General features: G+C 36.9%; 14 protein-coding genes. 4 read left to right on the top strand and 10 right to left on the bottom strand.

All coding sequences use genetic code 11. The annotated features are described in order from the left end of the window. Positions 1-39: 39 nt before the first annotated feature. The 9 genes from dnaX to seqA form a co-directional block, all read right to left on the bottom strand. Complete coding sequence (gene dnaX / locus ACFSAV_RS06160; protein ID WP_379097466.1) at positions 40-2,220, bottom strand: DNA polymerase III subunit gamma/tau; 2,181 nt, start codon at positions 2,218-2,220, stop codon at positions 40-42. A 33-nt stretch (positions 2,221-2,253) separates the two neighbouring features. Continuing rightward, positions 2,254-2,796 (bottom strand): adenine phosphoribosyltransferase, encoded by a 543-nt coding sequence (gene apt, locus ACFSAV_RS06155; protein WP_101775829.1) that lies wholly within the window; start codon positions 2,794-2,796, stop codon positions 2,254-2,256. 270 nt (positions 2,797-3,066) lie between these two features. Beyond that, positions 3,067-4,017: a lauroyl-Kdo(2)-lipid IV(A) myristoyltransferase gene (lpxM, locus tag ACFSAV_RS06150; protein ID WP_379097463.1), complete on the bottom strand. Its 951-nt coding sequence runs from the start codon at positions 4,015-4,017 to the stop codon at positions 3,067-3,069. Positions 4,018-4,029: 12 nt separating this feature from the next. Continuing rightward, on the bottom strand, positions 4,030-4,794 hold the full coding sequence (locus ACFSAV_RS06145; RefSeq protein WP_101775827.1) for a TSUP family transporter: 765 nt from the start codon (positions 4,792-4,794) through the stop codon (positions 4,030-4,032). Positions 4,795-4,802: 8 nt separating this feature from the next. Further along, on the bottom strand, positions 4,803-5,660 hold the full coding sequence (gene mepA, locus ACFSAV_RS06140; RefSeq protein WP_379097460.1) for a penicillin-insensitive murein endopeptidase: 858 nt from the start codon (positions 5,658-5,660) through the stop codon (positions 4,803-4,805). A gap of 68 nt (positions 5,661-5,728) precedes the next feature. Beyond that, complete coding sequence (gene aroC, locus ACFSAV_RS06135) at positions 5,729-6,802, bottom strand: chorismate synthase (RefSeq protein WP_379097457.1); 1,074 nt, start codon at positions 6,800-6,802, stop codon at positions 5,729-5,731. Positions 6,803-6,813: 11 nt separating this feature from the next. Continuing rightward, the gene (gene mscK, locus ACFSAV_RS06130) at positions 6,814-10,149 is read right to left on the bottom strand and encodes a mechanosensitive channel MscK (RefSeq protein WP_379097454.1); all 3,336 of its coding nucleotides are present in this window, start codon (positions 10,147-10,149) and stop codon (positions 6,814-6,816) included. Positions 10,150-10,152: 3 nt separating this feature from the next. Next, positions 10,153-11,559: an o-succinylbenzoate--CoA ligase gene (gene menE / locus ACFSAV_RS06125; RefSeq protein WP_379097451.1), complete on the bottom strand. Its 1,407-nt coding sequence runs from the start codon at positions 11,557-11,559 to the stop codon at positions 10,153-10,155. Positions 11,560-11,561: 2 nt separating this feature from the next. Then, positions 11,562-12,176, bottom strand: coding sequence for a replication initiation negative regulator SeqA (gene seqA / locus ACFSAV_RS06120; protein WP_379097448.1), 615 nt, complete (start codon positions 12,174-12,176; stop codon positions 11,562-11,564). 88 nt (positions 12,177-12,264) lie between these two features. Between seqA and ACFSAV_RS06115 the strand changes: the two genes are divergently transcribed. From ACFSAV_RS06115 to fur, 4 genes are all read left to right on the top strand, one after another. Beyond that, positions 12,265-13,053, top strand: coding sequence for an alpha/beta fold hydrolase (locus tag ACFSAV_RS06115; RefSeq protein WP_379097445.1), 789 nt, complete (start codon positions 12,265-12,267; stop codon positions 13,051-13,053). A 116-nt stretch (positions 13,054-13,169) separates the two neighbouring features. Then, positions 13,170-13,454, top strand: a complete 285-nt coding sequence (gene ybfE / locus ACFSAV_RS06110; protein WP_101775820.1) for a LexA regulated protein — start codon at positions 13,170-13,172, stop codon at positions 13,452-13,454. Positions 13,455-13,459: 5 nt separating this feature from the next. Then, a complete protein-coding gene (fldA, locus tag ACFSAV_RS06105; protein ID WP_101775819.1) occupies positions 13,460-13,984 on the top strand; it encodes a flavodoxin FldA in 525 nt (174 codons plus the stop codon). Positions 13,985-14,012: 28 nt separating this feature from the next. Further along, entirely contained in the window at positions 14,013-14,453 is a 441-nt protein-coding gene (fur, locus tag ACFSAV_RS06100; protein WP_046338692.1) for a ferric iron uptake transcriptional regulator, read from the top strand. A gap of 770 nt (positions 14,454-15,223) precedes the next feature. On the opposite strand, the gene ACFSAV_RS06095 is transcribed toward fur, so the two are convergent. Continuing rightward, on the bottom strand, positions 15,224-15,583 hold a 360-nt coding region (locus ACFSAV_RS06095), incomplete at its 5' end, for a hypothetical protein (protein ID WP_379097439.1).

Genomic DNA, 15,583 nt, shown 5'->3' with positions numbered 1-15,583 from the left:
TGAGGGCAACAAAACGCAATAAAAACTGACCGCACTTTATTACACAGGTTTCACTGTTGTAAGATCTAATTCAGCATTAAATTCTGTTAAAAAAAGCTGTAACTTATCATCTTGTTGTAAATCTTGTTTGGCTTTTTCACGTAATGCTTTATAAGTCTGACGATACCAATCTGTTGGACTAAACTGTGTATTGTTTGTGGTTTCAATCGATAAAATGATCTCTTGCTGCTGAAATTGAGTAAGTGCTTGCTGTAAATTTTGCAATGCAGCGGGTGTATTTAAATGGGCTTTTTCTGCTTTAACACCGAGCACAATCTGATTTTCTTTTTGCTCAATCAAAATACAATTCAGCGCTAATTCTTTAGTTAAATTATTGATATTTAACGATTCAGCAAGATCAGTCCAATGATCTTGCTCGCGTGCAATTTTAATCACTTTGGCACGCAGTGCTGGGGTAATCTCCTGTTCTAACGATTGCTTCAAGTCAGAGGGTTTCATGCCTTCTTGTGTCTTCGCTAATTCTGGGTTACGCCACTCCCAACGATAAGTTTCAGCGAGGTTATTTTCTTCCAGTTCCTCTTGTTCCAATTCATCAGTTTCATTGAGATTATCAAGAGTCGAAGTCGCCAAGTGATGTGATGAAGTTAATTCAGCGACTTTTTGTTGGAAAGTAGATGAGGATTTAGCTGGTGTTATTTGTGTATTTTGCAGCTGAGTTGCCACTTCTTTTCTCATTTCAATGATTGGCAGTGCAGTCAGCTTTTTTTCATTTTCAGCCATTTCTGTGGCAGGCACAGAAGTTAACTCGCTAAGAGGTTGACTAAGGTTTTTTTTTTCGTTTTTGTGTGGATTAATGCTTAGTTCATCTAATTTATCAATTTGTGCTAATGCTTCTAACGCCACAGAATATCCCACAGAATCGACTTCAACATGCTGATGAGATGGCGTTGTGATTGGCTTAGCACTTACATCTGTTGTAGTAGATGCTTTCACGTTACCTTTATATTGCGCTTTAATATTTTGTGATACCACTGGTATATCAACATAAGCTGATTGTGTTGCTACAGCTAAACTTTCAGCTGTATTCGTTGGTGCAATCGGATTTACGGAGGAAGCATGTGTTGACTTCACATCGGCGCTCGCTAACTTTGGGTGAAAGGCTAAAGCACGCAACAATGTCATTTCAACACCCATACGGCGATTCGGTGCTAGCACTAATTCTTTACGCCCAGTTAAAATGACTTGATAAAAGAATTGTATATCTTCTGGTGAAATATGGCTGGCTAAAAAACCAATTTGGCTACTATCATCAATTTGTTGGCTAGGCAGTAATTGCTGCATCGCAATCTTATGCAAATTTTCTGCCATATCACGTAATAATTCATCCCAATCCCCTCCTTTCTCTGCGACAGCCTGTACTGCTTGCATGACAGCTTCACCATTCCCTTGCTGCAAAGCATGAATCATATCTAACGCTTGATTATCATCTAATAAACCTAGCATTTCATTCACGATAGATAATGTAATGTTACCATTACTCATGGCAATCGCTTGATCCGTTAAACTTAAACTGTCACGAAGACTTCCCTGGGCAGCTTTAGCCAGCTTATCTAATGCCAGAAAGTCAAAAGGAATATTCTCTTGTTTCAGAATAAATTCTAAATGTTGTGCAATTTGCTGCTGCTCCAAAGCTTTTAGATGGAACTGCATGCAACGTGATAAAATCGTGATTGGTAGTTTTTGTGGATCAGTAGTGGCAAGTAAAAACTTAACATATTCTGGCGGTTCTTCTAACGTTTTAAGCAATGCATTGAAAGAATGGCGCGATAACATGTGTACTTCATCAATCAAGTAAACTTTATAACGCCCTTGTACTGGCTTATATTGCACATTATCCAGTAACTCGCGCGTATCTTCTACTTTAGTACGTGAAGCTGCATCAATTTCAATTAAATCAATGAAATTCCCTTCTTCAATCGCCTTACAATGTTCACACACGCCGCAAGGTTCAGCCGTTACGCCATTAACACAATTTAAGCCTTTGGCAAACAAACGTGCTATTGAAGTTTTTCCAACACCACGAGTTCCCGAAAATAAATAGGCATGATGTAAGCGGTTCTCTTTCAAGCCATTGGAAAGTGCAGTCAAAATATGGCGCTGCCCTACAACATCGTTGAAGGTTTTTGGTCGCCACTTTCTTGCCAATACTTGATAGCTCATTTGTTTTCCTTTTTCTAAAATAGCAAACTTGAATTAATGCCCTTCAAAATTCACTAATGTATAAGTTTCAATACCAAGATCATTTAAACGTTTTTCACCGCCTAAATCAGGTAGATTAATCACAAATGCGGCATGTTTGACTTCCCCACCTAAACGCACCACTAATTTGGCGGTTGCTTCAATAGTCCCACCAGTTGCTAATAAATCGTCAATAATCAAGACATTATCATTCTGTGCAATGGCATCAGTATGGATTTCCAGAGTATCTTGACCATATTCTAATTGGTAAGATTGTGAGATAGTTTCGCGTGGTAATTTGCCCGGTTTTCTTACTAAAACAAAAGGCACATTTAATGCTAATGCGATTGGCGCGCCAAAAATAAAACCTCGTGATTCTGTACCAAGCACTTTACTGATACCTTTATCTTTGTAACGTGCAACAATCAAATCGATCACGGCGTGAAATGCCTCTGGCACTTCTAATAAGCTCGTGATATCACGGAAAATAATGCCTTCTTTTGGGTGATTTGGGATAGACTTAATAGAAGATTTAATTAAAGCGAGTTCGTTATTCATTGTTTTGCCTAAAAAGTGCGGTTAAAAAATAAAAAATTTTTGTAATTTCAACTTGATACATACACATTTGGATTACAAAAATTTAATCAAAAGTTTGCTTCTCATTGTCGCAAAAAAACTAGTCCAACTCAAACCTTTCTCGCACTTTTTATCACTTTTTTACTTGTCCTTTAATAATCTTTTTTACCCCTATTTTAGTTACTGTTATGAAAGAATAAAAAAGACCGCACTTATTTTTATAGAATAAGTACGGTCATCAAATTGAATTAATTAATGATAAATATCAGCACCATCTTTACGCGTTTTTAATAAGCGTAAAATCCATACATACTGTTCTGGTGTTGGTGTAACAAAACTCTCAATTTCTTGATTCATCGCACGTGCTGCCTGTTCAGGTTCATCGGTTAATTCCATTGCAGGATGAATTTCTATTTCATATTTACCTGATACAGCGTTATAACGTGGGAACATCGGAATCACTACTGCTTTTGTCAAACGTGCCATTTTATTAATACCTGGCAGTGTCGCTTTATAAGTAGCAAAAAAATCCACAAACACACTCAGCTCAGAACCATAATCCTCATCAGGTAAATAATACCCTATTTCACCTTTTTTCACATGACTTAAAAAGGGTTTTATCCCGTTTTGACGAGCATGCATCTTACCGCCAAAACGTTGACGAGCTAAGGTCCACAACCAGTCAACTAAAGGATTACGGTGTGGATTATACATGGAAGTCATTGGCATACCCTGTGCGTGCAAAATCAGCCCTGATGCATCAATTGCCCATGCATGAGGTACTAATAAAATAATATTTTTTCCTTGTGCTCGCGCTTGCTGAATATGCTCTAATCCAATAAATTGGCTACGCTTTTGCAAATGCTGTTTAGAACGAATCACCACTTCACCAATACCTAACATCACTTGCGTGACAGTAACAAACATTTCCTCAATTACATGTACTCTCTTCTCAGCACACCAATGAGGAAAACAATATTGTAAGTTTACCTTAGCACGATGATATTGTTTTTTAGCTTTACGTGCGACAATAATGCCGATTTTACGCGCCAACCAATCACGTAAACGAAAAGGCACAAAAGCAAGCAAGAGTAAACCTAAAATACCCAACCAAATTAACCAATATTTTGGTAATAAATAAGACCATGAAAAATGAGGTTCATAACCTACTCGTGCCGTTAAACGAATATCTTCTTCTGACATGCTTATTCCTGTTTAGCTAAACCAACCTTGATCATATGCCATCTTGATAGTCATAATAAATGACATCATCACTACCATTGGTCGAATGAGTGCTTTTCCTTTCGTTAACACCATTTTTGCACCTAAATTCGCGCCAATAAACTGCCCAACCATCATCGCTAACCCCACAGACCATATAATTTGTCCGCCAATAAAAAAGAAAATCAATGAGGCTAAGTTCGAAGTAAAATTCAAAACTTTAGCATGCGCAGTTGCTTTAGTGAGATTAAATCCAAGCAACATCACAAAGGCCAAACTCAGTAAAGATCCTGTGCCTGGTCCAAAAAAACCATCATAAAAACCAATACCAACCCCAGCACTGAAAGCAAACATATTATAAGAAATGCGCTTTTGGCTGTCTTCATCACCTAATTTTGGCGTTAATAGAAAATAAAAACCGATAGCTAAGATTAAAAAAGGCAACGCTTTCTTAATCATTGTACTATCGACTAATTGAATCAGAATGGTACCTAAAGACGCCCCAATAAAGGTCATTAATAAAATTAACCAAACTTCGGATAAATTGACCGCTCTTTGACGCAAAAAATAGAGACTTGCCGAAAATGAACCACCACAAGCCTGTAGCTTATTTGTACCTAAAGCTAAAGCTGGTGGTACACCCGTCATGAGTAATGCAGGTATAGTAATCAATCCACCGCCACCAGCAATGGCATCAATAAATCCCGCCACAAACGCCACAAGGAATAATAAGGTGATAATTTCAAGGCTAAATTCCATTGATATTCCTATTCCAACCATTCGCTACGATTTGGCGCATTAAGCACTTGTTGGCATAGTGGAGGTGCTTGCGGTATGGTTTTCGGCTCGCTTGGTGTCTTAGAGGGCTTAGCAGGTTCAAACCAAGAATATAATTCTGCACCACAACCATCACCGGCAGGAACAGGTGCTTGATTTTCACAATAATTCGCACCTTTAGGGCAAGTTAAACGCACATGGAAATGTGAATCATGACCAAACCAAGGACGTACTTTATGCAACCATGCACGATCATGACCAGCCGTTTGACAAAGCTTTAATTTAATCGCGGGATTAACAAAAATCCGTGTCACGTTAGGATCTTGCGCAGCCAATTTAATTAACGTGGCATGATGATGCTTCCAGACTTTTTCATCAACGCGTTGTGCTTTTCTATCTACGACTAATAAGCCTTTGCCATCGGAATTCAGTGCATCTTTATCAGACATAGCGCCCATCCGCAACCAAATATCTGCATCTAATCCCATTTGATGGCTAGCATGACCTGTTAGAAAACGTCCACCACCGGGCATTGCAATATCACCAATTAACATTGTCGGTAACCCCGCTGCTTTAGCTTTTTTGCCTAAACGCTGTAAATATTCGATCATATCTGGATGACCATAGTAGCGATTACGATTTTGACGAATGACTTGATAACCATCGCCTTTATATGGCAACGCTTTTGCGCCAATAATGCAGCCGTTAGAATAGCTACCAATTGGTTCTGGCTTACCGGGAATTGGACGCTTAATTTTTTGCCATTCTTGCGGCGAAGCATAGGAAGCAACACTAAAAAGTGAGAAAAGTGCGGTCAATATTATCGCAGTTTTAGCTAATCCTCTCATACATCCTCTTGGTGTTACACACCTATCTCGCTAATTAATTTTGCTTTTACACACAACCGAATAAATGACTAACGATTTTGCGCTTTATGTCTTAATAAATGATCAAGTAATACAATCGCCACCATTGCTTCTGCAATAGGTACTGCACGAATCCCCACACAAGGATCATGACGCCCCTTCGTTATCACTTCAACAGGCTGATTATCTACATCCACTGAGCGCCCAGGAATAGTGATGCTTGAAGTGGGTTTTAACGCGATAGTTGCAATAATCGGCTGTCCAGAACTAATGCCACCTAAAATTCCACCTGCATGATTGGATAAAAAGCCTTCTGGTGTCATTTCATCACGATGTTGAGAACCGCGTTGGGTAACTACTTCAAAACCATCACCAATTTCTACTGCTTTTACCGCATTAATCCCCATCAATGCATGAGCAAGTTCTGCATCTAAACGATCAAATACAGGCTCACCTAAACCAATAGGGACATGTTCTGCCACAACAGTGAGCTTTGCACCAATCGAATCTCCTTCTTTTTTTAACTGACGAATCAATTCATCAAATTTTTCTACTGCACGTTGATCTGGGCAAAAGAAAGGATTGCTATTGACTTGCTGCCAATTAATTTCTTCAATCACTTGCGGTGCAACCTTCACTTCACCAATTTGCGATAAAAAACCGCGTACTTCAATACCAAACTGTTCACGTAAATATTTTTTAGCAATCGCTCCTGCCGCTACACGCATTGCAGTTTCACGCGCAGAAGAACGTCCACCACCACGATAATCACGAATGCCATATTTTTGCTGATAAGTAAAATCAGCATGACCAGGGCGAAAACGATCTTTAATCTCACCATAATCTTGCGAACGTTGATCGGCATTTTTAATGATCATACCAATACTGGTGCCTGTCGTTTTTCCTTCAAACACACCAGATAAAATTTGTACCTCATCATCTTCACGACGTGGTGTTGTATAACGAGAAGTACCGGGCTTACGGCGATCTAAATCAGGTTGAATATCTGCTTCTGATAGACTGAGTCCTGGCGGAACGCCATCAACAATGCAACCTAAAGCCACCCCATGCGACTCACCAAATGTTGTCACACGAAAAAGTTGTCCAATGCTATTTCCTGCCATCATTCATATCCTTAGCTTTTGATTAATGTGTTTTCATTGCTGACTTTGATTTCGTCATTTGTATTGGTATTTTTAATAAATACATCTAACTGATTGAAAGCAATATCAATATTATTTTGGGCAAATAACTCATCAATGCGACGGTTTAAGAAATCAACAGTTGGGTTCCTATCCGCTAATTTACCTACATATAAACGTAATTCATGATCTAATGTGCTCGCACCGAAAGTTAAAAAATAGACAACTGGTTCAGGCTCTTTTAATACTCGCTCGCAATCACTTGCCGCTTGTAGTAATAAGCGTTTAGTTAATTCAAGATCAGAGCCATACGCCACTCCAATCTTAATGACAACACGTGTAATTGCATCATTTAATGCCCAGTTGACTAAACGTTCTGTGACAAAGGCTTTATTTGGCACAATCACTTCTTTACGATCAAAATCAATTAAAGTGGTTGAACGAATCCGAATCTTTGAAACAGTACCTGAATACTCACCAATTGTAATCACATCGCCAATACGTACCGGACGTTCAAATAAAATGATCAAACCAGAAACAAAGTTAGCGAATATTTCTTGTAAACCAAAACCTAAACCAACTGAAAGTGCAGCAAATAACCACTGTAATTTAGACCAAGACATCCCTAAAGTCGAAAAAGCCAATCCTGCACCAATAGCAATAATAAAGTAAGTGGCTAATGTCGTAATCGTATAAGGCGTACCCTGTGAGAAACTAATACGAGAGAATACTAAGACCTCTAACAAACCGCCAATATTACGCACTAATGCATACATCGCAATTAAAACGACCACAGCAAGTAACAGATTCAATAACGTAATCGATTCCATCACTGTACCTGCTGCTGTAGTGACACTTTGTTGCCATAAAGTGACGCCTTGTAAATAATAAGCTACTGTCACTAAATCAGCCCAGACCCAATACAACATACCTAGTAAAATCACTGTTAATAATAAGTCTGTCACACGTAATACTTGATCTTTTACTTGTGCAATACCTAAGCTTTCATTTTGTTGCAAGTCAATACCAATACTCAGTTCTTCTTCCGTTTCTACGCGCGTTAATGCCTTTTGTTGTTCATACTTTTCCTTCATGCGATTATAAGATAAGCGACGAGAAGATACAGTCAGTCCGCGATGTACCACATTTTTCAATACTAACCAAATCACTACCACAAAATAAGAGGACATTAAATGTTCCATTAAATTAAGTGCGGTATAGTAATAGCCCATAACCACTAAGGCAATTAAGATAATTGGGGCACCAACTAAGAAAAAGCGCCCAATTTTTAAAATCGTATGAATCGATCTTGTTCTATCTTCTGAGGAATGTTCATAGGATTTCACCGCATGTTGAATACGAGGTCCAATGATCAACAAAGAAATAAACAATACTGAAATTGTCATTACTTGCCCAATCACATCATTCGTAATACCCGTTTCTAAATGCGTAAAGATAGAAGCATTAATCCAGAGCGCAGATATCCATACTGAACGACTAAACACACGATAAAACATCTCTACACTTTCTTTTGGCATATTAAAATGACGATATGCAATACCATTTGGGCGTAATAGCGATAACATAAAAGCAAAGAAGCACCAATAGCCTCCCATACTCATGACCCAACTTGCGACACTTAATGGTTCTTCAAAACAGATATAAACCATTAATACTAAAAATGCCAAAAATAACAATGTACTCGGCAAACATAATACGAATGTCCAAAACAATGCCTCAGGCGTGTGCCACTGGCTATCTGAATTCAAGGTGTTAATTTGCTGATTAATATGAGTTAAACGTTGTTTAATTTTTGCCTTTTGTAGCTGAATAAATGTACTTAATACTAATAAAAGCGTAATTAATAAGCTAGCAGGAAGTAAATCCTCACGCCAGTTGGAAAAATTAATCTGTTTAATAATTTCTTTTGCTTCAATTTGAAACGCAGGTAAAAAGTGCTTAACCCAATCCAAATCCATAGGCGCGTTACTTTTCACCCAGAAACTTTGTTGTTGTAATTTACTTTGTAACTGATCACTAATTGAAGCAACTTGCTTTTGATTAAGCTCAATATTAATGACTAAATTTAATTGATTATTTAATGAACTAATAATATCTGAGAGTAATTTACGACGCTCTTGTAAAATAGAATCAAGATTGCTTTTTTCTTCTGCTGTAAAAGTTGCCTGTGCTTTTTTCTCAAGCTGGTTAATATAACGTTGAGTGTCGTATAAATTATCGCGTGCTTCTGTCAGATCAAAAATTTTCACACGCAAATCTGTAATACGTTTAGCAAGACCGCTGATCATTTCATCTTGTGGTAACAATTCTTTTTGTTTATTAATGATACGTGAAAGTATTAATGTGCCTTGCAAAGCACTAATTTGGTCTTCAATGTTACGCTGAGTCTGCTGTAAATTATTGAGTACATTTTTAATCCGTAAGTTATCTTGCGACAAACTATTCATTTCGGTAGTTTGCTGTACTAGTTCTTGACTCAGCTTCACATTCATTTCTAATTGATAAGCAATTTCAGGATGTAATGTACCTTTATTATCTTGCTGAGATTTAGTTAGTTGTTCGACTTGTTGTTGCGACTCTTTCAAATATTTTTGATTAATTGCATCTTGCAATGCTTTTGCTTGCTCTTGTAATTGGCTTTGCTCGACATTTTTGTCTTCAAGTTGAACTGTATATAATGTGGTCAATACATTATTACCCTGCAATAACAACTTATTAAACACATTCTGCAGCTCTAATAACTCAAGCTCTGTTTCAAGTTTAAGTTGTCCACTCGGCAAAGTATCAGGATTAGCAAGCAATTTATTAATTTCTTGAACACGCGTTAAATTGGTATTTAATGTCACTTGTGCACGCTCTGGTGCAGTACGTAAAGTCACTAACTCTGTATTTAAACTAGTTGTACTTGCTTGTACTTGCTGTAAATTTTGTTGCGTAGTCAGTAACTGTGCCTGTAAATCCGCTAACGACAATTTTTCTAATTCTTCTGCTGAAGAAACTGATTTATTCTTTAGTTTAGCTAAATGTTCTTGTGTTTTTAATGTCTGTTCTGCTGCGCTATCAATACGCGCTTGTAATGCCTTTGTATCCGTTTTTTGCTTCTCAATTTTACTGAGTAAGGTTAAAACTTCCTCTAAATTCTGTACTACAATTTTATTATTAGGATCATTTTGATCTGTGCCTTTAGCAATTTTCAATTGTGCTTGCACATCACTTTCTGTAGGAACTTGTGCAAATGAAGCAGCATTGAACATAAAACATAAGCTCAATCCCAAACATAACTTTGCGAATAACTTCATCTTTTTCATTGGTTACTTTCCTAGTAAATTTTGTAATTCTACTTTTAATCTTGCCCGAGAAATTTTAATTGCATCCTGCTGCAACTTTTGTATATCCAATGCAAAATACTGCACTGGTTGTTTAAATTTTTCTAATTTATCTGCCAACCAAGCTTGTAACTCAGTCACTAATAGCGCTGAAAAAGGCTGTGAAAATTCAATAAAAGCAACAGGGCGTTGACCAAATTCAAGATCTGTTTTCGGTAAAACAAAGACTTGCTTAACATATCGCCAATTTTGAATCACACGCTCTATTTCTTCTGGTTGAATATTTTCTCCCCCAGAAATGAACATATTATCAACTCGCCCTAAAATTACCAACTCATTATCAAGCCATATTCCTTTATCTTTTGTTTGTAGCCAGCCTTGTTGATTAGTTAACGGAATAATATCACCCGATTGCCAGCAACCCATTGCAAGCCCCGCACCTTTCAACCAAATTTCACCATTCACCAACTGGTATTCACGATTTAATAAAGGTTGACCTACGCCATTTTTTTCATCACTTAATTTAGCGAATACTGTCGATGCCATTTCTGTCATACCATAACCAGAATAACCGCAAACTCCCCAGCTTGCTAATTGTTGTGTTAACTCCACTGGAATATGCGCACCACCTAATAAAATATGCCGAGTTGTAAACTGATGCGCTGGGGATTGTTGCCAATATGCGAGTAAACGTTGTAATTGGGTTGGTACTAAGGAAACATGAGAGGCTTCACAAACCGAAGCATAAAAATCAGCTTGTGGAAAATCTAATCTTGCCCCCATGAATAACCAACGCCAAATGATGCCTTGCCCAGAAACATGATAAAGTGGTAAAGAAAGTAACCAACTATCCTGTGCACTAAATTGCATCAGCTGGCATACGCCTACGGCATTATCAAGGTGCGCTTGGACATGATGTACCACGACTTTTGCTCTACCTGTTGAGCCAGAAGTCAAGGTCATCGTCGCAGGTAGTAAAAACTTTTGCAAAATAGACCGCTCTTTTAACTGATTTTCCTTCAACTTTATTGTAATTGCCAAGCTGATTGGCTGACACCCTATTAAGGATAATGATGAGGCAGAATAATAAAAGGTAATATCAGTATCGGTACAAATTTGTTGAATTTTTTCGCTTGGAAAGGCGGGATTAAGCGGTAACACTCTGGCACCTAATTGAATCACCGCAAGGTAAAGCAAGAGCAACTTCAGTTCATTTTTACCACATAAAGCAACACCAGTTTGCTGCATTACGCCTTGTGCTTGTAAAATAGCAACATATTGTTGAATCTCATCATTAAGTTGTTGCCATGTAAAAACCTCGCCTTGCGAATCTCGCAAGGCGATTTGGTTCATCGTATCAGGATTACGTGCAAATTGTTGCCAAGGAAACATTATTAATTTGCGACAAAATAAGTTCTAACTTCTTCGATGAGATCTGTTGGTAAATGCATAGATTGCATTGCACCTTCCAACATCAACATTTTACGCCCACTATTAGTATTAGTGATCACCCAGTAAGGTGTATCAGGAATTTGTTTCGGCTTAGTATGATTACCTGCCATCAACAAGGTCCCTTCATCTCGAGCAAAATAAACTCGCGTTCGACCCTGTAAGGATTCTGTCGCCTGAGCAAAGCTTTCTGGGTTAGTTCGATAAAGCACTCTCAAAATGTTTAAGAAGCGTACCACCGCCTTTGTTTCTTGCTGAAAATCAGCAGAATTTAATAAACCGCGAACTTTCGCTGTGACTTGCTGAATTGACTCATCTGATTGTTTTTTCGGTAACACCTTAGGTTCATCTACTTCAGATTGTGGAACTACTTGTTTCACTTCTGCTGTAAAACTCACCTCTTTCGCCACATCTTGCTGTACAACAGTTTCAGCTTTTGGCATATTTTTATTAGAAAAATTAAGCAAACGGCGCAAAATATCAGACGCACTTTCGCCAATAGACTGCGTTTGACTCGCAATATATTGATAAAGCTCTTCATCAACTTCAATAATTTTCATTTTTTCCTCCACTTGCTTGATCTCTTTCAGATTTTGCCACATTATAACGATTTATTTACAAATACTCTATATACAATCTATACAAATTATGGCTGAGCAGGATTTACTGAATTTTCAGTTTCATCAATTAAAACAATCAATTAATCAACCAACGTTAGTTTTCATTCATGGTTTATTTGGTGATATGAACAATTTAGGCATCATTGCGCGTGCATTTAGTGAGCAATATTCCATTCTGCGCGTTGATCTACGTAATCACGGGCAAAGTTTTCATAGTAATCACATGAACTATGACCTAATGGCTCAAGATCTAGCTAAAGTCATTCACCACCTTCAACTAAATAAGGTTATTTTAATCGGACACTCGATGGGGGGCAAAACTGCGATGAAAATGACCGCACTTTTTCCAGCATTGGTTGAAAAGTTAATTGTGATCGATATTGCTCCCATTCAATATGCTAACAATGAACACGACACTGTGTTTAACGGTTTATTTGCCACTAAGGCGGCCCAAGTACAAACGCGCCAAGAAGCTAAAAAAGTCCTTGCTGAACATATTCCAGAAGAAGCTATCCAACAATTTATGTTGAAATCTTTTGATAATCAGTCACCAGAATTTTTCCGTTTCAATTTAACTGCATTAAAACACAATTATGTTCATCTTATGGATTGGCAAAATTGCTATGTTGAAGTGCCTACATTATTTATTCGCGGTGGATTATCCCATTACATTCAACCTGAAAACAGCACTCAAATTTTAGCCCAATTTCCTCACGCGACATCTTTTACCATTAATGGTTGTGGACATTGGGTTCATGCGGAAAAACCCAATTTTGTGATCCGCGCTATTGAAAGATTTTTAATATCAAACAAATAGATAACTGGCGCTGAAATTCGTGTTTTAATCCCATATGAATTGTGTTATAGTTCAGCATTAATTCAGTTGTGGCTTATCATTCTCACTTAGCCACACATTTTTCAGTGATTTGACGCATGGCAAAACAAGACGCAGATTGTATTACATTGGATCTGTTTGCTAATACTCCCAAAGTTGGACGCCCTAAAACAAATCCACTGAGTCGTGAACAACAAATTCGTATCAACAAACGTAATCAATTAAAACGCGATAAATCCAGTGGATTAAAACGTGTTGAGCTAAAATTGCATACGGATTTAGTTGAGCAACTAGAAGATTTGGCGACAACGTTGAATGTTAGTCGATCAGAAGTGATTGTAAGTATTTTACAAAATTATTTTAATATTCAAGAGCATAGGTAACAAAAATGGCTGTTGTTGGTTTATTTTATGGCAGTGATACAGGCAATACTGAAAATATTGCTAAAATGATTCAAAAACAACTTGGTAGTGAACTCGTTGATATTCGTGATATTGCTAAAAGTACAAAAGAAGACATCGAAGCATACGATTTCTTAATGATTGGTATTCCAACATGGTACTACGGTGAAGCCCAATGTGATTGGGATGATTTTTTTCCAACTTTAGAAGAAATAGATTTTACAGATAAATTAGTCGCTATTTTTGGTTGTGGTGACCAAGAAGATTATGCAGAATATTTCTGTGATGCAATGGGAACAGTTCGTAATATTATTGAACCTAAAGGTGCAATTATCGTAGGACATTGGCCAACTGAGGGCTATACTTTCGAAGTATCACAAGCATTAGTTGATGATAATACATTCGTTGGTTTATGTATTGACGAAGATCGTCAACCAGAACTCACGGCTGAACGTGTAGAAAAATGGGTTAAACAAGTTTTTGATGAAATGTGTTTAGCGGAACTTGCTTAAGTGCAAAATATAGATAGAAGGGGCGATTATGTCTGAAGAAAATATCAAACTATTGAAAAAAGCTGGGCTGAAAATTACTGAACCTCGTTTAACTATTTTAGCACTGATGCAAGAGCATAAAATGGAACATTTTTCAGCAGAAGATGTATACAAAATGCTATTAGAACGTGGTGAAGAAATTGGTTTAGCTACTGTTTATCGTGTATTAAATCAGTTTGATGAAGCAAATATTTTGACTCGTCATAATTTTGAAGGTAACAAATCGGTTTTTGAACTTGCGCCAACAGAACATCATGATCACATTATTTGCGTAGATTGTGGTAAAGTGTTTGAATTTAATGATGACATTATTGAAAAACGTCAACGTGAGATCAGCAAACAACATGGTATTGAACTAGCAACACACAGTTTATATCTTTACGGCAAATGTAGTGATATAAATAATTGTGATGAAAATGGCAAAAAATAGTCACGATACTCAAACATAAAGCTAACCTATTTTAAATCTGCACCTTATACAAAAACTGAATTAAGGTGCAGTTTTCTTATCTAGAAACAGATTTAATTTTTTTAAAATCCACAATACCTTGTTCACTTCATATCAATTTAAGTTAACTAATACCACTATAGCTTACATAGATGCTCACAATAGATGAGAAAGTTTTTATGATGACATTAAATAAAAGGATTATAAAAAAGTAAGTAATGCTATCTATTATTTCTAATATTCATCATTAATAATGCTGGTTTCAATAGTATTCATTAGCTAAAAATGGGGCTTATAAACCACTATGCGACTTAATATGAATAATGATCTATTTCTCAATAGGGTATCCTAGTCAAATTAACTTAAATGATATCCAGAATAAAATATAGATAAAAATAGATAAAAAACGATAGAAAATAAAAAAGCCGCAAGTTATAAAGTTAACAAACTTTTCCACTTACGACTTTAACAAAAATGGCGGAGGAAGTGAGATTCGAACTCACGGAGGGCGTAAACCCTCGCCGGTTTTCAAGACCGATCTGCTATTAAAAGAAAGTAAATGAAAATTCAATTAAATCAATGACCTAATTTCTAGTCTATTATATACCTGCCTGCAATAATTACCACCTTTTAACATCATTTCATATCTATCAATGGTACATTCTGGGAATGCTTTCCAAAATACACACTATTCTTTATATGTTAGTTGGCTCACATTTTTTAAGGAAAAACAAAAAGGGCTAAACGCCCTTTTATATTACTTGTTTAATTGATTTTGAGGCATTAGATTTAACAACAGAGATAAATGTAAATGAATCAGAGTCGGTCGATGTATCAGATAATGTTTCATACGTAATTTCAATTGAACACTCTACATTTTTTGGAATCGAAATGGATTGTTGATAAGTATCAATTACCCCTTCCCCAATCACTATTCTTGCTTGAATATTCCGCGTTCCAGGTTTATATGTAGTTATTGATATAAGTTGATCGCTATCACTACCACCTCCATGACGAGTTTCTGTCGATTCATATAATCGACCAGATACCGAAGATAGTGCATCTATAATAAATAAATCTCTATCAACATTCACACTCTCAACAAGTACTCT

Source organism: Pasteurella oralis, from assembly GCF_042681465.1.
GTDB lineage: Bacteria > Pseudomonadota > Gammaproteobacteria > Enterobacterales > Pasteurellaceae > Pasteurella > Pasteurella oralis.
This window is presented reverse-complemented; position numbering and strand designations above follow the sequence as displayed.